The organism is Ruegeria sp. CK1 (assembly GCF_056536545.1).
Map to the genome: position 1 here is coordinate 1,266,129 of NZ_JBQFPX010000001.1, position 18,995 is coordinate 1,285,123.

At 53.4% G+C, this 18,995-nt stretch carries 23 protein-coding genes and 2 riboswitches; of the genes, 9 read left to right on the forward strand and 14 right to left on the reverse strand.

Annotated features, from left to right (window positions below; all coding sequences use genetic code 11):
* Positions 1-3: 3 nt before the first annotated feature.
* Positions 4-642 (reverse strand): MarC family protein, encoded by a 639-nt coding sequence (locus ACR0L3_RS06100; RefSeq protein ID WP_480744463.1) that lies wholly within the window; start codon positions 640-642, stop codon positions 4-6.
* Positions 643-699: 57 nt separating this feature from the next.
* Complete coding sequence (locus ACR0L3_RS06105) at positions 700-1,152, reverse strand: iron-sulfur cluster assembly scaffold protein (RefSeq protein WP_480744465.1); 453 nt, start codon at positions 1,150-1,152, stop codon at positions 700-702.
* A gap of 48 nt (positions 1,153-1,200) precedes the next feature.
* On the opposite strand from ACR0L3_RS06105, the gene hisI reads away from it, so the two are divergent.
* Positions 1,201-1,590 carry a phosphoribosyl-AMP cyclohydrolase gene (gene hisI / locus ACR0L3_RS06110; protein WP_480744467.1) on the forward strand — a complete coding sequence of 130 codons (390 nt, stop codon included), beginning with the start codon at positions 1,201-1,203 and terminating at the stop codon, positions 1,588-1,590.
* Between the two features lie 5 nt (positions 1,591-1,595).
* Here hisI and gluQRS read toward each other — a convergent pair whose 3' ends face one another.
* From gluQRS to ACR0L3_RS06130, 4 genes are all read right to left on the reverse strand, one after another.
* The gene (gluQRS, locus tag ACR0L3_RS06115) at positions 1,596-2,480 is read right to left on the reverse strand and encodes a tRNA glutamyl-Q(34) synthetase GluQRS (protein WP_480744469.1); all 885 of its coding nucleotides are present in this window, start codon (positions 2,478-2,480) and stop codon (positions 1,596-1,598) included.
* A complete protein-coding gene (locus tag ACR0L3_RS06120; protein ID WP_480744471.1) occupies positions 2,477-3,091 on the reverse strand; it encodes a class I SAM-dependent DNA methyltransferase in 615 nt (204 codons plus the stop codon). Before ACR0L3_RS06120 ends, gluQRS begins: the two co-directional genes overlap by 4 nt.
* 37 nt (positions 3,092-3,128) lie before the next feature.
* Positions 3,129-4,469: a methylenetetrahydrofolate--tRNA-(uracil(54)-C(5))-methyltransferase (FADH(2)-oxidizing) TrmFO gene (gene trmFO, locus ACR0L3_RS06125; RefSeq protein WP_480744472.1), complete on the reverse strand. Its 1,341-nt coding sequence runs from the start codon at positions 4,467-4,469 to the stop codon at positions 3,129-3,131.
* Positions 4,470-4,721: 252 nt separating this feature from the next.
* The gene (locus tag ACR0L3_RS06130; protein ID WP_480744474.1) at positions 4,722-5,507 is read right to left on the reverse strand and encodes an enoyl-CoA hydratase; all 786 of its coding nucleotides are present in this window, start codon (positions 5,505-5,507) and stop codon (positions 4,722-4,724) included.
* A 58-nt stretch (positions 5,508-5,565) separates the two neighbouring features.
* Here ACR0L3_RS06130 and ACR0L3_RS06135 point away from each other — a divergent pair, with 58 nt between their 5' ends.
* Positions 5,566-6,009 (forward strand): PaaI family thioesterase, encoded by a 444-nt coding sequence (locus ACR0L3_RS06135; protein ID WP_480744476.1) that lies wholly within the window; start codon positions 5,566-5,568, stop codon positions 6,007-6,009.
* A 57-nt stretch (positions 6,010-6,066) separates the two neighbouring features.
* Here the strand turns inward: ACR0L3_RS06135 and ACR0L3_RS06140 are convergent, their stop codons facing one another.
* Complete coding sequence (locus ACR0L3_RS06140; RefSeq protein ID WP_480744478.1) at positions 6,067-6,294, reverse strand: DUF1127 domain-containing protein; 228 nt, start codon at positions 6,292-6,294, stop codon at positions 6,067-6,069.
* A 100-nt stretch (positions 6,295-6,394) separates the two neighbouring features.
* On the opposite strand from ACR0L3_RS06140, the gene ACR0L3_RS06145 reads away from it, so the two are divergent.
* From ACR0L3_RS06145 to rpsI, 3 genes are all read left to right on the forward strand, one after another.
* Positions 6,395-7,798 carry an aminotransferase-like domain-containing protein gene (locus ACR0L3_RS06145; RefSeq protein WP_480744479.1) on the forward strand — a complete coding sequence of 468 codons (1,404 nt, stop codon included), beginning with the start codon at positions 6,395-6,397 and terminating at the stop codon, positions 7,796-7,798.
* Positions 7,799-7,961: 163 nt separating this feature from the next.
* Positions 7,962-8,420: a 50S ribosomal protein L13 gene (gene rplM / locus ACR0L3_RS06150; RefSeq protein ID WP_039536983.1), complete on the forward strand. Its 459-nt coding sequence runs from the start codon at positions 7,962-7,964 to the stop codon at positions 8,418-8,420.
* Between the two features lie 6 nt (positions 8,421-8,426).
* Positions 8,427-8,912, forward strand: coding sequence for a 30S ribosomal protein S9 (rpsI, locus tag ACR0L3_RS06155; RefSeq protein ID WP_010440030.1), 486 nt, complete (start codon positions 8,427-8,429; stop codon positions 8,910-8,912).
* 79 nt (positions 8,913-8,991) lie between these two features.
* On the opposite strand, the gene ACR0L3_RS06160 is transcribed toward rpsI, so the two are convergent.
* From ACR0L3_RS06160 to nrdH, 7 genes are all read right to left on the reverse strand, one after another.
* The gene (locus ACR0L3_RS06160) at positions 8,992-10,020 is read right to left on the reverse strand and encodes an alcohol dehydrogenase catalytic domain-containing protein (protein WP_480744481.1); all 1,029 of its coding nucleotides are present in this window, start codon (positions 10,018-10,020) and stop codon (positions 8,992-8,994) included.
* A 184-nt stretch (positions 10,021-10,204) separates the two neighbouring features.
* A complete protein-coding gene (locus ACR0L3_RS06165) occupies positions 10,205-10,729 on the reverse strand; it encodes a hypothetical protein (RefSeq protein WP_480744483.1) in 525 nt (174 codons plus the stop codon).
* A 503-nt stretch (positions 10,730-11,232) separates the two neighbouring features.
* Positions 11,233-11,619, reverse strand: coding sequence for a pyrophosphohydrolase domain-containing protein (locus tag ACR0L3_RS06170; RefSeq protein ID WP_480744485.1), 387 nt, complete (start codon positions 11,617-11,619; stop codon positions 11,233-11,235).
* Positions 11,619-12,647, reverse strand: a complete 1,029-nt coding sequence (gene nrdF, locus ACR0L3_RS06175) for a class 1b ribonucleoside-diphosphate reductase subunit beta (RefSeq protein ID WP_480744487.1) — start codon at positions 12,645-12,647, stop codon at positions 11,619-11,621. Before nrdF ends, ACR0L3_RS06170 begins: the two co-directional genes overlap by 1 nt.
* Positions 12,604-14,727 carry a class 1b ribonucleoside-diphosphate reductase subunit alpha gene (nrdE, locus tag ACR0L3_RS06180; protein WP_480744489.1) on the reverse strand — a complete coding sequence of 708 codons (2,124 nt, stop codon included), beginning with the start codon at positions 14,725-14,727 and terminating at the stop codon, positions 12,604-12,606. Before nrdE ends, nrdF begins: the two co-directional genes overlap by 44 nt.
* Positions 14,709-15,134, reverse strand: coding sequence for a class Ib ribonucleoside-diphosphate reductase assembly flavoprotein NrdI (gene nrdI / locus ACR0L3_RS06185; protein ID WP_480744490.1), 426 nt, complete (start codon positions 15,132-15,134; stop codon positions 14,709-14,711). Before nrdI ends, nrdE begins: the two co-directional genes overlap by 19 nt.
* Before the next feature lie 3 nt (positions 15,135-15,137).
* Complete coding sequence (gene nrdH / locus ACR0L3_RS06190; protein ID WP_480744491.1) at positions 15,138-15,359, reverse strand: glutaredoxin-like protein NrdH; 222 nt, start codon at positions 15,357-15,359, stop codon at positions 15,138-15,140.
* An 82-nt stretch (positions 15,360-15,441) separates the two neighbouring features.
* Positions 15,442-15,634, reverse strand: a riboswitch (cobalamin riboswitch).
* A gap of 125 nt (positions 15,635-15,759) precedes the next feature.
* A riboswitch (cobalamin riboswitch) is annotated at positions 15,760-15,971 on the forward strand.
* Positions 15,972-16,183: 212 nt separating this feature from the next.
* On the opposite strand from nrdH, the gene ACR0L3_RS06195 reads away from it, so the two are divergent.
* The 4 genes from ACR0L3_RS06195 to ACR0L3_RS06210 are packed head-to-tail and all read left to right on the forward strand — an operon-like array spanning position 16,184 to position 18,870.
* Positions 16,184-16,321, forward strand: coding sequence for a hypothetical protein (locus tag ACR0L3_RS06195; RefSeq protein ID WP_480744493.1), 138 nt, complete (start codon positions 16,184-16,186; stop codon positions 16,319-16,321).
* Positions 16,294-17,079: a metal ABC transporter ATP-binding protein gene (locus ACR0L3_RS06200; protein ID WP_480744495.1), complete on the forward strand. Its 786-nt coding sequence runs from the start codon at positions 16,294-16,296 to the stop codon at positions 17,077-17,079. The genes ACR0L3_RS06195 and ACR0L3_RS06200 overlap by 28 nt, the downstream gene beginning before the upstream one ends.
* The gene (locus ACR0L3_RS06205; protein WP_480744496.1) at positions 17,072-17,974 is read left to right on the forward strand and encodes a metal ABC transporter permease; all 903 of its coding nucleotides are present in this window, start codon (positions 17,072-17,074) and stop codon (positions 17,972-17,974) included. The genes ACR0L3_RS06200 and ACR0L3_RS06205 overlap by 8 nt, the downstream gene beginning before the upstream one ends.
* Complete coding sequence (locus ACR0L3_RS06210; RefSeq protein WP_480744498.1) at positions 17,971-18,870, forward strand: metal ABC transporter solute-binding protein, Zn/Mn family; 900 nt, start codon at positions 17,971-17,973, stop codon at positions 18,868-18,870. The genes ACR0L3_RS06205 and ACR0L3_RS06210 overlap by 4 nt, the downstream gene beginning before the upstream one ends.
* The last annotated feature ends 125 nt before the right edge of the window (positions 18,871-18,995 follow it).

The window sequence follows — 18,995 nt, forward strand, 5'->3', positions numbered from 1 at the left end:
TTTTTAAAGCTCGCCAGTTTTGATGATTTCAAGCATCGCTGAAAGCACGGAATTCACAGCGACAGAGGCAAGGATCATGCCCATCACGCGACTGATGATGGCAGCGCCCGAGTATCGGATGAGCCGGATAATCGGGTCAGCAAGCAACATAAGAAAAAATGACATTAGAATGACAGACAGCATAACCAAGGCCGTGATGCCCTGATCTGCAGCACTGTAACGGTTGTTGTCGGTCAGAATAACGATGGCCAACATTGCACCCGGAGACGCTAAAGAAGGAACAGCCAGCGGGAAGATCGCCGGATTGGATCGATTGGCAGGCCGTTCCAACTCTTCTTCTGCCTCATGTTGTTCGACGACTTGCTTGCTTTCGCCAAATATCATTGTCAGCGCAAAGAGAAACAAAATGATGCCACCTGCGACCTGAAATGAGTTCAAGCCAATATCAAGTGCTTCGATCAACAACTGACCAAACACCAAGAAAAACAACAATACTGCAGCGCTAACCAAAGCAGCGAGCAAAGCAGTTTTGCGACGAGCCGTTGCTGAGAGAGTTGCAGTTACAGCAATGAAAACGGGGATAGTGCCAATTGGGTCAATCACGACCCAGAGCGTAACGAAGTGTTCAAGCAATTTTTCCAATTCAATCCCCTAACATCGTGCAGCGTGATTAAACCGGATTGCCTGAAAATTCCAATTTTATGCGCAGTTGGCTTGTTCCGCTTGTTCCATCGCTTCTGCTGCAGCTTCCAAAGCGAGCATAATCGAAGCGTGGCGGTTTTTGTAATCCCGAGCAGGGATCAGCACTTCAAGCCCATCAAACGGTGCCTCAGGCGCAGGACCATCCTTTCTAAGCATGTCTGACAACTGCTCGCGCGCAGTTTCCACCTGTGCCCGTGTTGCCCCGACGATTGCGTTTCCTACGACCGAAGCTGACGCTTGACCCAATGCACACGCTTTGACGTCCTGACCATAGGCGGAAACTTTGCCGTCCTGCATCTGAACGTCTACAGTAACTGCCGAACCACAAAGCGGCGAACGCTTTTTTACCGTGGCATCGGGCGTCTCTAATCGGTCAAGATGTGGAATATCCGCCGCAAGTGCCAGAATGCGGCCCGAATAGAGCTTTATCAGATCGTTCTCGCCGGACATGGCTTTTCCTCGTTGTCTGTTCCCCATACATAGTGAGCATCCACTGGGATGCAAAAGGTTTTTCGAATGTCCACCACAACCACCTTCGATCCGTCTTCGTTAAAATACAATGAAGCCGGTCTTATACCTGCCATAGCGCAAGACGAAAGTTCCGGCGAAGTGTTGATGATGGCTTGGATGAACGTCCAGGCTATTGAAAAAACGCTGGAAACTGGCCGCGTCACCTATTGGTCGCGATCCCGCCAGTCGTTTTGGATCAAAGGTGGAACCTCAGGCCATGTACAGGAATTGGTGGATTTTCGGTTCGACTGCGACGGCGATTGTGTATTGGTTCTCGTGCGTCAAACAGGTGCCGCCTGTCACACGAACCGGCGCACCTGTTTTTACACTGCCGTTCGTGATGGCGAAGAGGTTGAACTGATGAAGCCAATGGAATGAGCGGTTCACAGGCCAACCATTTCCCGTATGACCGCAGGCGTCGCGCCTTCCGCCCGGTATTTTGAAATAGCCCGCGCGTCGTCGCGTTTAGCCAACCGTTTGCCTGCTTCATCGCGGATTAATGAGTGGTGTAAGTATTGCGGTGTTGGCAATGCCAGCAGTGACTGCAAGACAACATGAATTCGAGTCGCCTCGAATAGGTCCTGACCACGTACCACATGGGTGATGCCCTGAGCGGCGTCATCCAACACAACGGACAAGTGATATGACGTGCCCATATCGCGCCGCGATAGGACGACATCCCCGATGGTTTGCGTCAATTCTTCAAAAGTGAAAGCGATAGTGCCAGTATCGCCATTCGGTCCCGCGCCAATCTCCTGAAAGGTGCCAACTATTGCATCACGTTGGTCGGTATCCAGCAGCTCTTGGCAAGCAGCAGCCATGTTCAATCTTAGCGGAATGTCCTTAGGGCGAACGTTGGACGTCCGTAATTTTCCTCGACAGGTACCTGGGTAGATGATGCCATCGGGTCCAAGCAACGGGGCTCCTTCCTGGGGCGCATTGGCCGCGGCGGCAATATCCTTGCGATTACATGTGCAGGGGTAAAGCAAGCCACGTTCCCATAGATCATCCAAAGCTTGATCGTAGATATCCAAACGCTCTGATTGTCGCATCACGGGTTCAGGCCAGCTCAACCCCAACCAATTGAGATCATCGTAGATCTGATTTTCCCAGTGATATCGCGAGCGTGAGCGATCAATGTCTTCGATCCTAAGTAAGAATTTACCATTTCGAGAAACGGCAAGGTCATGGGCGAGGATCGCAGAATAGGCGTGCCCCAAGTGCAAAGGACCTGTGGGCGACGGTGCAAACCTAGTGATAAATGTCACGCTTTTTCAACAATATAAACGTCAGACTTCAAGTCCATACCGGGTAAATGCGGGCCATACTCCCGAAATAGTAATCGCGCGGCTCCCATGTCCAACCAGTCCGTTAGTCGCGAGGTATATGATACGTCTCCAAGAGTATGATCGTTAAAAGAAAATCCAAGCAGTCCACCCTTTGGCAAAGCGTGCATCAACAAGTCGAAAACCTCGGGCGGCGCTGCGCCGGTGCCAATTACGCCGATGGCTGTGATCGCTTTGTAGGCATCTTGCTCCAACGGATTAGGATCAGTGATCTCAAAAGTTGATAGATTTCGGTAGATGTCTTTGGACTCAGCGCTCTCAAGCATCATCGGGGACGGATCCACTCCGTCAATCACCTCGAACCCTGCGGCTCGCAAGGCCACTCCAGAAAGCCCAGTGCCGCAACCATAGTCCAGGATCGGTGTTTGCGGTTCGGGTAATTTTGACCAAAGTGCTTCGGCAATTCGAGCAGGAGTTGCATAGCCATGTGCACCAACCTCGGCATCATAAGATGAGGCCCATTTTTGATAGTGCGCGCGGGTAGCTTGTGGCGTGTCCAGTTTGTAGACGTCTTTGAAAAATTTGTCGCTCATACGCAGATGTTAAGCTGCTGGGCGCTTACGCGTCCAGTCAACACTGCGCCAGCCAGTTCACCCATTCTTCTTTGGCCCGGTCTGTATACGCCTTGTATCGATCTTTTCGACCACGCCGTCCTCCCTTCAAGCCATCTACAGGGCGGAAGAGGCCAAAATTTACATTCATCGGCTGGAAGGTCTTAGCCTCCGCACCGCCGGTGATATGGTGAATCAAAGCACCCATGGCACTGTCTTGCGGCACTTCAGGTAAACTGCGTCCCTGGATTTCTGCAGCCGCCAAACGCCCCGCCAAAAGCCCCATAGCGGCACTTTCGACATATCCCTCAACACCAGTGATCTGTCCGGCAAAGCGGATGTTCGGTTTGGACTTCAAACGCATTTGCGCGTCCAACAGCGTCGGCGAATTAATAAAGGTATTGCGATGGATGCCACCCAGACGGGCGAAACTGGCGTTCTCTAAGCCTGGGATCATGCGGAACACATCAGTCTGGGCACCGTATTTCATCTTGGTCTGGAAACCCACGATGTTAAACAACGTGCCAAGAGCGTTGTCGCGACGCAATTGCACCACGGCATGGGGTTTTACGTCCGGTTGGTGCGGATTGGTCAAACCAACCGGCTTCATTGGACCATGACGCAGCGTTTCGCGCCCGCGTTCCGACATCACCTCGATCGGTAGGCAACCGTCAAAATAGCCCGCAGTTTCCCCTTCGTGGAATACGGTCTTGTCAGCGGCCAGCAGGGCGTCGATGAATGCCTCGTACTGTTCCTTGTCCATCGGACAATTCAAGTATGCTGTGCGCTCTTCTTCGGTCTCGCCTTTGTCATAGCGCGATTGCATCCATGCTTTGCTCATGTCGATGCTGTCCGTATAGACGATGGGCGCAATAGCGTCAAAGAAAGCCAGAGATTCGGCACCGGTTTCGGCACTGATCGCTTCGCCCAATGCAGCCGAGGTCAGTGGACCCGTTGCAAAAATCCAAGTGCCATCATCGGGCAGGGAGGTGACCTCTTCTCCGGTCACTTCGACGCGAGGATGCGAACGAAGTTTTGTAGTGACGGAATCCGCAAAAGGGTCACGGTCTACAGCCAGCGCGCCGCCGGCAGGCAGACGATGCGCGTCGGCCGTAGTCATGATTAACCCATTAGCAGCCCGCATTTCCCAATGCAGGAGACCGACTGCATTTTGTTCGTCATCGTCAGACCGAAATGAGTTCGAGCACACCATCTCGGCCAAGTTGCCGGTCTGATGCGCAAACGTGCCTACTTTGGGTCGCATTTCGTGGATTACCACATCTACACCCATTTCCGCCGCCTGCCAGGCAGCCTCGGACCCGGCCATGCCGCCGCCCACGATATGCAATTTCTGTGTCATGCGCTGCCACATAGGGCACGAAATCGCACAACGCAACACAAGCCGGTTGGTTTATAAAACTAAGGGGATTTTGGGGTCGCCGCTGCGGGAATGCCGACGCCGGTGAGAGAAACCAGCTTGGAGGGACCTTCCGCCCACGGCGACCCAAAAGTGTCTCAAGAGCCTAAGCCCTGTCCCACCATTGCCACAGTGTTGCCGTTTTGAAAAGTGCTAAATCGTGAACAATCTGAAAAATTGTTGACAATAATAGATTTATTGATGCCAGTTGGGCGGCCTTTTTTCAATAAATGCGGATATTCCTTCTTCGGTATCCCGATGCAACATATTCTCAGCCATTACCTCTCCGGTATAGCCATAGGCCTGTTCAATTGGCATTTCCAATTGCTTGTAAAACGCTTGTTTGCCTATTTTAACGGCCGATCCAAGTTTAGCTGCCAATTGATCCGCCAGTGCTGCTGCTTCATGTGCCAATAGCATTTCTGGAACGACGCGATTGATTAATCCAACCTCGACCGCGGTTTCGGCTGAAATGAATTCGCCGGTCGTCAGCATCTCAAACGCACGTTTGCTCGGGATATTGCGGCTAAGCGCAACCATAGGCGTTGAACAGAACAGACCGATATTCACGCCATTCACGCCGAAACGGGTTCCTTCTGCCGCGATCGCAAGATCACAGGTGGCAACCAGTTGGCAGCCCGCCGCAGTGGCAATGCCATGAACCTGCGCAATGACCGGCTGAGGCAGAGACTGGATCGACAGCATCATCTTCGCGCATCTGGCAAACAAATCTTGAAAGTAGGATTTACCTCCATCTTCGGACTGACGCCCAGCTGTCATCTGCTTAAGGTCATGGCCCGCACAGAATGCCTTTCCTTCACCGCATAGAATTACAGCCCGGATAGAAGCATCATCGCGCAATGCGTCAAATTCGGCCTGAAGGGCCGCCAGCATCTCGTCGCTCAACGCATTCAAGCGATCAGGCGAATTCATTTTTAGGGTTGCCACAGCACCCGAGTCGTTACGTTCCAGAATTGCCATCTTGCTCTCCGTTCCGATGTCGGGCCAACCTTAGGTCGGCAAATCGAGGAGGGAAAGTATGTCGTTGGTCATGAACCGAGAAGACTTGGCAGAATACATTGCCCAGATCTTTCCGCAGGTGCATCGGGACTTTGTGGTCGAGGAATTGACTGAAGACACGATTGTAATGCGGCTGGTTGTTCAAGATCGACACCTTCGCCCAGGTGGAACCGTTTCCGGGCCATCCATGTTTGGATTGGCTGATGTAAGCGTCTACGCAATGGTGCTTGCTCGTTTGGGTCGCCAATCACTGGCGGTAACGACCAATAGTTCGCTTGATTTCCTGCGAAAACCAGAAGGCGGCAAAGATATTATCGCACACTGCCGCTTGCTGAAACTTGGCCGCAGCCTTGCAGTCGGAGACGTGTTAATGTTTTCCGAGGGGGCAGATAAACCCGTCGCAAGAGCGACGATGACTTATTCAATCCCCCCCAAAGGGTCTTCCGCCGCTGCATTTGGCTGAAAAAAGGCCGGGCAATGCCCGGCCAGGAAGAGGTCCCGTCAAGGGACTGGGGAAAAGTTAGTCCTGCCAGAAATAGCGGGCGCTCTCGCTCCGGGCTTGATATCTGGTCAGACCGACATCTTTCAGTAACCTGTCATCCAGATTGGACAAGTTAACTCGGCTGCGACGTTGACGTTCCCACTTTGTCACGATCGCCGCAAACCGCACGGCCAGCGCGGCGATCAGCGGCAGCCGAGGGCTGTCGTTCAGCAGCAAGAGGGCAGGGTTGTGCATTGCGCGTGTCATAGTAGGTATCCTTTCAAAATTGTATTGACACAAAGCTAATATGTTCGGTACATGTAATTGGTACATTCAATATTGTGTCAAAATCAAAGAAAGAATTGTAATGGATACAATTTGGCCGGAAGCGCTACCGAAGTCCAAGGGTCCCAAGTATACTCTTGTTGCTGACACAATAAGAAAAGCTATTGATAACAAATTACTGGAGATAGGAACAAAGCTGCCTCCAGTACGTGAATTGGCGTATCGATTACAAATCACTCCGGGAACAGTTGCGCGAGCCTACACGATTCTAACAGACGAGGGCTTGTTACAAGCTGAGGTGGGACGTGGTACATTTGTGGCACCGCCAAAGTCGCCAATATTGGATGATGTATGGGCGCGGCAACTTCACCTGAGAGACGACAAATACAATGCCAATGTCAGCCTTTTCAGCCCTCGTTTAGCCGATGTAGGGCAGGTCGCCTTGATCCGCGAGTGCTTGCAAAAGGTCTCACAATCTGACCCTCGGCTTTTCTTAAATTATCCAACCCGAGACGCGTATCAGCCAATGCGGCAGGCCGTTGTCGAATGGTTGTCGGATTTACCGTTGGGAACGCTTTCTCATGACGATATTGTACTGACACATGGCGGTCAGAATGGGTTGTGTCTTGTTTTTCAAACAATCCTACGTGGCCCCAAGCCAGTCGTTCTGGTCGAAGACCTGTCCTATGCGGGCTTCCGAAGGGCGGCGGAGTTGATGCGCGCCGATGTTGTTGGTGTGAAAATGGACAAATGGGGCATCGACCCAAAGGCCATGGAACATGTGTTGCGCCATACCTCGGCGCAAGCCGTTTGCGTTTCGCCCGAAGTCCAGAACCCCACTGGTGCGCATACGCCATTTGAAAGGCGGAAAGAGGTCGTAGAGGTAGCCCGCCGCTTCGATTTGCAGATTATCGAAGACGATTGCTATCGCATGGGTGATGCTCGTGAGCCGAGCTATCGCGCCCTCGCACCAGAACGCGGTTGGCACGTGTCGTCCATCTCTAAAACACTAACGCCTGCTTTAAGGGTCGGTTTTGCCATAGCACCCAGAGAAAGAAGCGTCGATTTGCGGCGGTCCGCAGAGTATGGATACTTCGGACTGGCCCAGCCTTTAGCCGAGTTGACGCGGCTGATGTTATCTGACCCACGAACGCGCAAGATCGCGCAAGATGTTCGCGTCAAAATGGGCGAATACGTACGAGTTGCAGTCAACGCGTTGGGCGGATTCGACCTCAATTGGGCGCGTGATGTCCCGTTTGTTTGGCTACACCTGCCATCCGGCTGGCGGGCCGCTGCATTCAGCCGGGCGGCTGAGCGGGAAGGGATACAGTTAAGGTCAGCCGATGAGTTCGCCTTGCGCGACGGACGTGCCCCGAATGCAGTACGCATCGCGATGAACGGGCATGTATCCCTTGAACGTTTCGAGGACGCGATGCAGCGATTGAGGACGTTGTTGGACAATCCCCCCGAGCAAATTAGCGTTTAATTATGGGGTAAAATAATACCTATTTTTTAACTGTTTGAAATACAACAATTTAAAAGCGTTTAGTGTTGTTGACCTGCACAGCACTCCCCTCTAAATACGCTCCATCGAATTCGGGCCGCTCTGTCTTGGGGCGGTCTTTCACATCAAACAGGACTATCCTGCCATGAAAACCTTTTCTGCAACACCTGCAGACATCGACAAGAAATGGATCCTGATCGACGCCGAGGGCGTTGTTCTGGGCCGTCTTGCTTCGATCGTCGCCATGCGCCTGCGTGGTAAGCACAAAGCGTCGTTCACCCCAAACATGGACATGGGCGACAACGTCATCGTGATCAACGCTGACAAAATCCAGATGACCGGCAAGAAGCGCGAAGAAAACTTCTACTGGCACACTGGCCACCCTGGCGGCATCAAGTCGCGCACCAAGCAGCAGATCCTCGAGGGTGCACACCCCGAGCGCGTTGTGACCCAAGCGGTCAAGCGCATGCTGCCGGGCAACCGTCTGGCGCGTCAGCAAATGACCAACCTGCGTGTTTATGCCGGTGCCGAGCACCCGCACGAAGCCCAGGCCCCCGAAGTTCTGGACGTTAAGTCCATGAACAAGAAAAACACCCGGAGCTAATGACCGATGGCTGATCAGATCAATACTCTCGAAGAGCTGAGCGCCGTCGCAGGCGTTGAAACCGTGGCCGAAGAAGTCATCGTGCGTGAACCCGTACGTGACGAGCTGGGCCGTTCCTACGCCACCGGCAAGCGTAAAGACGCCGTTGCCCGCGTTTGGATCAAGCCAGGTTCCGGCAAGGTCACCGTAAACGGCAAAGATCAGGACAAGTACTTCGCTCGTCCCGTTCTGCAGCTGATCCTGCGCCAGCCGTTCCAGGTTGCTGGTGTTGAAGGTGAGTTCGACGTTGTCGCAACCGTCAAAGGCGGTGGCCTGACCGGTCAAGCCGGTGCGGTCAAGCACGGCATCTCGAAAGCGCTGCAGCTTTACGATCCCAACCTGCGTGGCGCTCTGAAAGCCGCTGGCTTCCTGACCCGCGACAGCCGCGTTGTGGAACGTAAGAAATACGGTAAGCGCAAAGCACGTCGTTCGTTCCAGTTCTCGAAGCGTTAATCGCTACGAACTACGAATTGGAAAGGGCTCGCAACTGCGAGCCCTTTTTTTGTGTGTTCATGAATGTCTATCAGGCATTCTAAGGTGTAATGATCACCTTACCATCGCTCTTCTTCAACGCATCGGCCAGATTTGACAAAACATCCCGCAGCGCGAGGCGTTCTGAAATGTCAGTCTTCCAACGACCATCCGCGAAACGAGCCTGAACCTCGGCCACAACACGTGCCTGATCTTCCGGTGGTGTAGTCGTAACCCAGTTTGTCAGCCAGAACCCTTCGATCTGCTTGCCCATAAAGATAAGTTGACCAGCTTGCGTCAGGGTCGGCAATTCAGCACTAAGCTTTCCATAACATACCCAACGTGCTCGGTTTGGCATGGCGCAGAAGATCTGCTCGGACAGTTGATCAACCACCGCATCCAGAAAGACACGCGGTTTCAATTCAGCACTGATTGCAGCGAAGTTCTCAACGACGTCAGGTTCGGTCGTCACCAAAACCTCATACGCCCCAAGTGTCTTAAGCGTGTCTGCAGTTTCGGAACGCCGAACAAGAGCAATCGGTTTTAAATCAAGATCACGACCAAGACCGCACATCAATTTGCCAAGTTGACTGGTCGCGGCGGATGCAACGAATGAATCCCCGTCTTTGCGAGCGATATCAACCATGGCCATAGCAGTCAGAGGGTTCACGATCTGGGCCGCGCCATCCTCGTCCGAAATCTCGGGGCGCAATGGAATGCACATCACGGCGGGGGCTAGAACATATTCAGCCCAAGCACCGGAACCTGACGTAATGAAGGCCACTCGCATCCCATGCAGCCCTTCGGCACCTTTCCCGGTCGCCACGACATCGCCACAGCCTTCAAAACCGGCTGCAGCACCCTTTATGCGGGGTTGTCCGTACTCACCTTTAATAAAGTGAATATCTGACGGATTGACTGACGCTGCGCGCAATTTGATCAACACTTGCCCGGGGCCTGGGTCGGGAACAGGTATCTCAGTTTCCGCTAACCAGTCCGCAGCATTTACAATATGAGGTCCAGTGGCTGTACCGGAATAACCGCCTTGCGTAAGGACAATTGCAAACATGGACGAGGGCAGGGTGGTCATAGGGTTCCCTTCTGCGTGAACAAACTAATATTGTCGGTAGAACCCAGTCACTTGGTGATGGATTGAGCTTCGCGTCGAATTACATCGCAGCCAAACAAATATGAGGTTCAAGGTCAATTCAGCTTGGCAATGACGTCGCTGGAACCTGAAAGAAGGGCCACCCTAACAGGGCGGCCCAGAAAGCTCACTGTCCCGATAACAGATCGCGAAGCTCTTGAAACTTTGCTGCAATCGTCTCAGGCGATGCTTTGATATCATCCAGAATTTGAATGGCTTGGGTTTGCAGATCTTGCGCCAATTCGCTTTCCTTAATGGATGAAACCATTGTGTCATAGTCAAAGTTCTCAACGCTTAGCGCGCCATCTTCGATCCATGAATTCAGCAGGTCTTGTCCCTGGTTTGCCAAAGCGGCAACTTCTTCACCGGCCTGATTGGCCAAATCCGTCGCAGTTTCGCCAGCTTGGTCTGCGGCTTCAGATGCTTGGTCGGCGACGGACGAGGCGGCATCAGATGCTTGATCGGCAACGGACGAGGCCGCGTCATTTACCTGCTCTGTCACCGAGCTTGCCGCTTCGCTAACCGCGTCACCCGCATCCTGTGCGGCCGACTGCAATTGTTCAGCCGGAGTAGGATCCGGTTGTGTTGTGTAAAAATAGATTCCAGCGCCAGCAGCGGCGATGACTACAGCTAATAGGATAGTGCGCGTCATGTCTCTCTCCTTTGGAAATTGTGCCGCCGAGATGTGGTCAGCTTAGCGAAGATCAAAGGGGAATTCCCAGAAATTCTTTTCAAATCGGTAGATTGAGCCATGCTACGCCCAAAATTCTATGTTGCATGGCAATATCACGCCCACTAATGCGGATTACGTTTTTTCGCTTCCTAGCGGTTGAATTCCTGTCGTGATTTCGGAGATGACCATCCTGAGCGCAACAGTTTATCGACAACATCGTCGACGAGTTTTTCGTTGCTGTGAGTATTTTTCAATGACAATGCAATTGGTGCGCCCGGCGACGCGCGTTCTAATCTGAGCAATTTTGCCGAACTCAGAATTGTTACGCAGTCACGTGGTGGATCGAAACAATCGCGAATGTTAACCTTGGCTGCGAAGGCCTAAATCGCAGGTTTCTGATCAAAAATGGAAGTTCCAAGTTAACGACACCGTGCCCGTTTCACGGTTCGGCGAAACGGGCTTCGGTCCAAATATCGTTTGGGCTATCGTTGTTGCAGTAAACGCTTTAGATCAGGTTGACGAAACGCCGGCCCCTTCATTACCTTCCCGTCCTCGCGCAGTACCGGACGGCCATCAGCACCAAGTTTGGACAGGTTTGAGGAATGCACTTCCTGCATCGCCTTTTGCTTCAACGCGTGAAGGCCAAACTCAAGAAAGGTTCCGTCCAGAACATATTGGATATCACATAGCGCATCCAGAACCTCGACCAAATCACCGTCTTCGACTGCCGCGCGCAGTTCAGCCACTTCCTCTTCAAGGATAGCCAACCGCATCTGCGCGCGTGTCTCAGGAATGGATGGGGTCTCTATGACAGGAACATCAAAGGCCTCATGCCATTCCTTTACCAATGCGAGCGTGTCGTTCGGCATCAGAAATCCCAATCTTCGTCTTCAGTCGCGACAGCTTTGCCTATGACATAGGACGAACCAGATCCCGAGAAGAAGTCGTGGTTTTCACTGTCTGGGCTAAGAGCGGCCAGAATGGCGGGGTTCACCTCAGAGACCTCTGGGGGGAATAGCGCCTCAAATCCAAGGTTCTGCAGCGCTTTGTTGGCGTTGTAGTGCAGGAACACTTTCACGTCTTCGGTCAGACCAATCTCGTCGTAAAGCTCTTCGGTATATTGGTTTTCGATGCCGTAAAGCTCGAACATTAAACCAAAGGCATAATCCTTCAGCTCTTGTTGTTCCGCTTCAGGCAGTTTCTCGTAACCGCGTTGGAACTTATACCCGATGTAATAGCCGTGGACAGCCTCGTCACGGATGATCAGGCGGATCAGGTCAGCGGTGTTGGTCAGTTTAGCACGGCTTGACCAGTACATTGGCAAGTAGAAGCCGGAATAGAACAGAAAGCTTTCCAGAAACACCGATGCTATCTTGCGCTTTAGCGGATCGTTGCCGGGCGCATAGGTATCAAGGATCGCTTTTGCTTTGGCTTGCAAATGCGGGTTTTCATCGGACCAACGGAAGGCTTCGTCGATCTCTTTGGTCGAGCAGAGCGTAGAAAAGATCGAGGAGTAGCTGCGTGCATGAACCGCCTCCATGAAGGCGATATTGGTCAAAACAGCCTCTTCGTGCTGCGTCACGGCGTCCGGCATAAGGGCAGGGGCACCGACTGTGTTTTGGATCGTGTCCAGCAAGGTCAGGCCGGTGAAGACGCGTATGGTCAGCTGTTTTTCGTGATCGGTCAGCGTTGCCCAGCTTTGGATATCGTTGGACAGCGGTACCTTTTCCGGCAACCAAAAATTCACCGTTAGCCGGTTCCAGACCTCAAGGTCTTTTTCATCATCGAGCCGATTCCAGTTGATCGCCCGAGGAATCTTGGTTTGGATCATGTCTTTCATGGTCTGGCTCCGATCACAAAGTACAGGATACGCAGCCCTGCACCTCGGTCCCTTCAAGGGCCTCTTGGCGCAAACGCACGTAATAGATGGTTTTGATGCCTTTCTTCCAGGCATAGATCTGAGCCCGGTTGATATCGCGGGTGGTGGCCTCAGCCGGGAAGAACAGAGTCAGTGACAGACCCTGATCCACATGTTCCGTGGCCGCGGCATAAGTGTCGATCAATGCCTCTGGCCCAATCTCATAGGCATCGCGGTAATATTCGAGGTTTTCGTTATCCATAAAGGCTGCCGGATAGTAGACTCGGCCGATCTTGCCCTCTTTACGGATTTCGATCTTGGACACGATCGGGTGGATCGAAGACGTCGAGTTGTTGATGTAAGAGATCGACCCCGTCGGTGGCACCGCTTGTAGGTTACGGTTGTAAAGACCGTGTTTCATCACGTCTGCCTTAAGCCTTTGCCAATCGTCACGTGTAGGCAAGGTCATTCCTTTGAACAGAGCCTTAACCTTGTCGCTTTCGGGCAGCCAATCACGCGACGTGTACTTGTCGAAGAAAGTACCGGATGCATAGTCCGAGTTTTCAAAACCCTTGAATGCCACCTTACGTTCTTTCGCCAGATCGCATGAAGTGCGGATAGCGTGGTACGCGACGGCCGCGAAGTAAGCGGACGTAAATTCAACGCCCTCTGACGAGCCATAGTGAATATGCTCGCGGGCCAAAAAGCCATGCAGGTTCATTTGCCCCAGACCAATTGCGTGGCTTTCGTCGTTGCCCCGGCGGACAGAAGGCACCGAGTCTATGGCCGACATTTCAGACACAGCCGTCAGAGCCCGGATAGCCGCACCGACAGTTCGGCCCAAATCGCCGCCATCCATCGTTTTGGCAATGTTCAATGACCCGAGGTTGCACGAGATGTCAGATCCTAAATGGGAATAGCTGAGGTCATCGTCAAATTCAGACGCTTCGTTCACCTGCAGGATCTCGGAACAAAGGTTTGACATGTTGATCCGGCCCGCGATGGGGTTCATCCGGTTCACCGTGTCCTCGAACATCACATAAGGATAGCCGGACTCGAACTGAATCTCGGCGATGGTCTGAAAGAATTCGCGCGCATTGATCTTGGTTTTGCGAATGCGCTTATCATCCACCATCTCGTGATACTTCTCGGTAACCGAGATTTCCGAGAGTGGTACTCCATAAATCTTTTGCACGTCATGTGGCGAGAAAAGATACATATCGGCGTTTTTCTTCGCCAATTCAAAAGTAATATCTGGAATAACCACGCCAAGCGACAATGTCTTGATACGGATCTTCTCGTCCGCGTTTTCGCGTTTCGTGTCCAAAAACCGCATAATATCTGGATGGTGCGCGTTCAGGTAAACCGCCCCGGCACCCTGCCGCGCACCAAGCTGGTTGGCATAAGAAAAGCTATCTTCGAGCAGTTTCATCACCGGGATCACGCCCGAAGATTGGTTCTCAATCCCTTTAATAGGCGCGCCATGTTCGCGGATGTTGGTCAACAGAAGCGCCACGCCGCCGCCACGTTTGGACAATTGCAGGGCCGAATTGATACCGCGCCCGATGCTCTCCATATTGTCCTCAAGGCGCAGCAAAAAGCACGAGATCAACTCACCGCGCGAGGCCTTACCCGCATTTAGGAAGGTTGGTGTGGCAGGCTGGAATCGACCATCCAGGATTTCTTCCATGAAAGACATCGCCAGCGCCTCATCCCCTCGGGCAAGGGCCAGCGCTGTCATTACGACACGGTCTTCGTAACGCTCCAAATAGCGCTGACCGTCACGGGTTTTTAACGTGTAAGAAGTGTAGTACTTAAACGCGCCCAAAAAAGTTGGGAACCGGAACTTTTTAGCATAAGCCCCATCCCAGATTTTGCGCATAAAGTTCTTGGAATACTGATCCAGAACGGCTTCTTCATAATAGCCTTCAGAGACCAGATAGCCGAGCTTTTCGTCCAGCGAGTGAAAGAACACCGTGTTTTGGTTCACATGTTGCAGGAAATACTGCCGCGCGGCCATCCGGTCGGCGTCAAACCGGATTTTGCCCTCGCTATCATAGAGGTTCAGCATCGCGTTCAGCGCATGATAGTCCTGCTCGTTTATGCTGCTGTCGAGCATAGGTGTCTCCCTAGTTTCTCGAGCCCGATACGGATGCGGGCAATGTCGGTGTCTGTGCCAGCCAGCTCAAAGGAATAAAGCAGCGGCACGTTGCATTTCTTGGCGATGATGCGTCCTGCTAAAGCGTAGGTCGCACCGAAATTGCGATTGCCTGCACCGATCACCCCTACGATCCCTTCGCGTTTTTCGGGATCGTTCAAAAATCGGATAACCTGCTTCGGAACCGCCCCGCGCCCTTCGCCATCAGCGTAGGTAGGGCAGATCAGAACGAATGGGTGTCCAGGGTTTGGCAACTGGCCGTTCTCGATCGGAATGCGGAATGAGGGTAGGGCCAGCCGCGTAATAAAGCGGTGGGTGTTTCCGGACTTCGATGAGAAATAGACCAGCGCCGGGGTCGGCGCTGGCACGGTTTAAGCCAGTTGGGCGATCATATCAGGCCGAAACCCGGACCAATGATCGCTGCCCGCAACTACAACCGGAGCCTGCCGATAGCCCAGCTCCGTCACATGGGTCATAGCATTGTCATCCTGCGTCAGATCAACCACGTCATATGAGATACCTTTCGCGTCAAGCGCGCGGGTGGTGGCGGTGCATTGTACGCAAGCGGGTTTGGAATAGACGGTAATGCTCATTTGTCCTCAGTCCTTTTGGTCAAAGCCGAGGACGCCACGGGCAAAATGAACCCTTAACGCGCCCTCGAACCCTCCGTTCGTGGTTATCACTCTTGCTTGCGGCAGGTCTCCTGGCTAGCGGATCATCGCACTGGCTGGCCTTCCCAAAAGCGTACTTTCAGTGGCGTGTTCAGCCGAACTTTCCGCTTACAGTTGCGGGGGCAGCACCGGATTTTCACCGGTTTCCCTCTTAGCTTTCAACAGGAATCGAAAGAACCGAAGCAACATTATATTGGGGGTCGTATGGGTTGGATGTCAATATGTGGTGTGAATGTCTGTTCGTTTTCTTTTAACAGTGCCACACAAAAAGAGCGAGTGAAAAACACCACTCATGTCTGGCCTTGTCGAATCAAGCCATTTTGTGTTTCGTCACCGCGATGGTTCCCGACCGCCTTGTGCGGGAAGGAATAAAAGGGAATACGGTGCGGCCAATTTTAAAAAGCCAATTCCGTGACTGCCCCCGCAACTGTAAGCGGTGAGCGACCCGAGATCGTCCACTGGGCAAATGCCTGGGAAGGATCGGGACAGCGTTGACCCGCAAGTCAGGAGACCTGCCATCCGAATATGAATGAACCTGGGCGGGGTGTCCCAGAGGGAGATGACGATGTTTAAAACGGCCTTCGCCGTCCAAAACTTTGCACTCGCTTTGCCCTCGTCCAAACGGAGGAGGCGATGCTTGTGTCGTTGCAAAAATCTGAATTCCAGCCCCACAGAACTCATGGGGTTATCATCGCCTCATCAGAGCCAATAAACCACCCGTTCACCTTAGACGCGGGTAAAAACCAATGAACCGGCGCGCAACCGATTTGGACGCCGGAACGCAGCGGGGACGCTGCCTGACTGAATTCAGCGTACCGGCACTTGTTACTTTAGCACTGGCACTGTCGGTGTTTCTGTGGCTGATGATCTACGCGGTTATCTGATGTCAGCTGTTCTGCAAATCCGCGACCTTAGCCTGGGATATCCGGAACTAACACTGTTCCGCCGGCTGTCCATGGACATCGAAGCTGGGACAACATTGGCTATTTTAGGGGCCAATGGGTCGGGCAAAAGCACTTTTGTCAAAATGCTTTTGGGTCTGATGGATCCAGTGTCGGGCAGTTTGGAATGGCCCAAGGGCCGCCCGGCTGAGATCGGTTACTTGGCGCAGATGACCGAATTTGACCGTCGCTTTCCCATCCGCGTGCGCGATTTGGCGGCAATGGGCGCGTGGAGGGGGTTTGGGTTTCGATCAGGGCTGGACAACTCTGCGCGCAAACGAATGACAGCCGCACTGGACGAGGCCGGCGTACTGGATATCGCCGATCGCCCTCTTCATATGCTGTCAGGTGGCCAACTTCAGCGCGCTCTGTTCGCGCGTGTAATCATGCAAGACGCACCGCTGATCTTGCTGGACGAGCCCTTTGCCGCCGTGGACCAAAGCACCGAAGCCCATTTATTGTCGATCATACGTCGGTGGCGTGACGAAGGCCGAGCCGTAGTGCTTGTGGTCCATGATTTGTCGTCGGTTCTGGACCATTGCAGCCACGCTTTGCTGCTGGGTGGGCAAGAGGCGACGCACGGTCCAGTTAATGATGTACTGACACCAGACCGCCTGGTCGCGCAGGGCTATCTATCAGAGAGCCAAGCTTCTTGGATGTTCCGAAGCACCCCATCTATATCGGAGAACAGGCATGTTTGATCTCCTCACCGAAATGTGGAGCTTTGCCTTCATGCGCCGAGCATTTGTGGTAACCACGGTCCTTTCAGCCTCGGTGGCGCCGGTGGGTGCGTTCCTTGTACTGCGCCGCTTGTCTTTGGCGGGCGAGGCCATGGCCCACGCGATCACGCCCGGTATCGTCATCGGCTTTGTTACCGCCGGCCTTTCCGTCATGTCGCTGCTGGTCGGGGGTTTGATTGCCGGTGTCGGCGTTGCCATCTTGACGGCGTTTCTGGCTCGCCGAACCATTCTACGCAGCGATGCAAGCCTTGCCTCGCTTTATCTGATCGCATTGGCCGTGGGGATTTTCATTCTGTCTGCGGCAGGGTCAGCCGTACCGTTGAAAAGCTTTCTGTTCGGCTCGATCCTCGGGATCGATGATGCCTCAATGCTGCTTGTCGGCGGAGTGGCCACCGTCACACTGGTCGCCTTCGCATTCCTCCTGCGGCCTCTGATTGTCAGCACCTGTGACCCGGTTTTTTTCGAAACTCAAACGCGCCGCCCCTGGCTGGTTGATCAGGGTTTTATGCTCCTGCTGGTACTAAACCTGTTGGCCGCGTTTAAGACACTTGGCACGCTGATGGCCGTTGGCCTGATGATCCTACCCGCGACTGCAGCCCGCTATTGGGCGAGCACGATCACCGCACAACTGGTGCTGGGCTTTGTTTTCGCATTGTCCAGTTGCTGGATCGGCCTGACACTTTCGTACTTTTTCCCAAACACACCCTCGGGCCCTGCCATCGTATTGGTCGCAGGTGTGTTTTTTTTGGTCTCGGCCATCTTTGGCCCGCTTGGTTTTGGCGGACGGCTGCGCAAACCGTCCGTTTCAAAAGACATCCCCGTTGCGCAAATCCATCACGAAGAGAGAGCAAAATGACTCTTACCAAATCCCTCTATGCCGGCATCGCATCGGCATCCCTTGCCTTGGCCGCATTCCCGGCTGTGGCTGGTGAAAACGATGTGAAGATCGTCGCCAGCTTCTCGATCCTTGGTGATATGGTCGAGGAAGTTGTCGGCGATCTGGCCACCGTGACAACCATCGTTGGCCCCGACGCCGACGCGCATGTTTATCAGCCGTCTGTAGCTGACGCAAAAGCTGTAGCCGAAGCAGACATTATCTTCGTCAACGGCCTTGGCTTTGAAACTTGGTCAGACACTCTGATATCGGAGTCAGGCACCGAAGCGGCCGTGCATGTTGCAACCGACGGTATCATTCCGGTTGAAGTTGACGGTGAAATCGACCCACACGCGTGGAACTCATTGTCGAATGGCGTGATCTACGTGACCAACGTGGCGGAAACCATGAAAGAGGCGATGCCCGAGCATGCTGAGCAGATCGCCGCCAATGCCGACGCCTACATCGCCGATTTGGAAGCGCTTGATGCGGAGACCAAAGCGAAACTTGCTGACTTGCCCGCAGATCGTCGCACCGTTGTGACCGCGCATGATGCGTTCGGTTACTTGGCGGATGCATACGGCATGACCTTCCTGGCGCCAGTCGGAATTGACACCGAGGCAGAACCGTCAGCTCAAGATCTTGCCGTACTTATCGATCAACTGAAATCCCAGGGCGCGGCGGCTCTGTTCGTTGAGAACATCACGAGCCCGGCTTTGGTCCAGCAAGTCTCGGAGGAAACGGGAATTGAGATCGGTGGTCGTCTGTTCTCGGACGCTCTGTCCGAACGTGGCGGCCCGGCAACCAGCTATCTGGCCATGTTCCAACACAATTTGGGGACGTTGCTTGAGGCGCTGACACAACAAACCTCCAGCTAAGAGTCACGCGAGGCGATTGATGAATGATCGCCTCGCAAAGCCCACTGGGTTGCGCGTAACTAGCGCGCACAGTACTTTCGAAGGGGAACGCGGTTCATTCTACTCATTATTCATTAGGAGTTTTC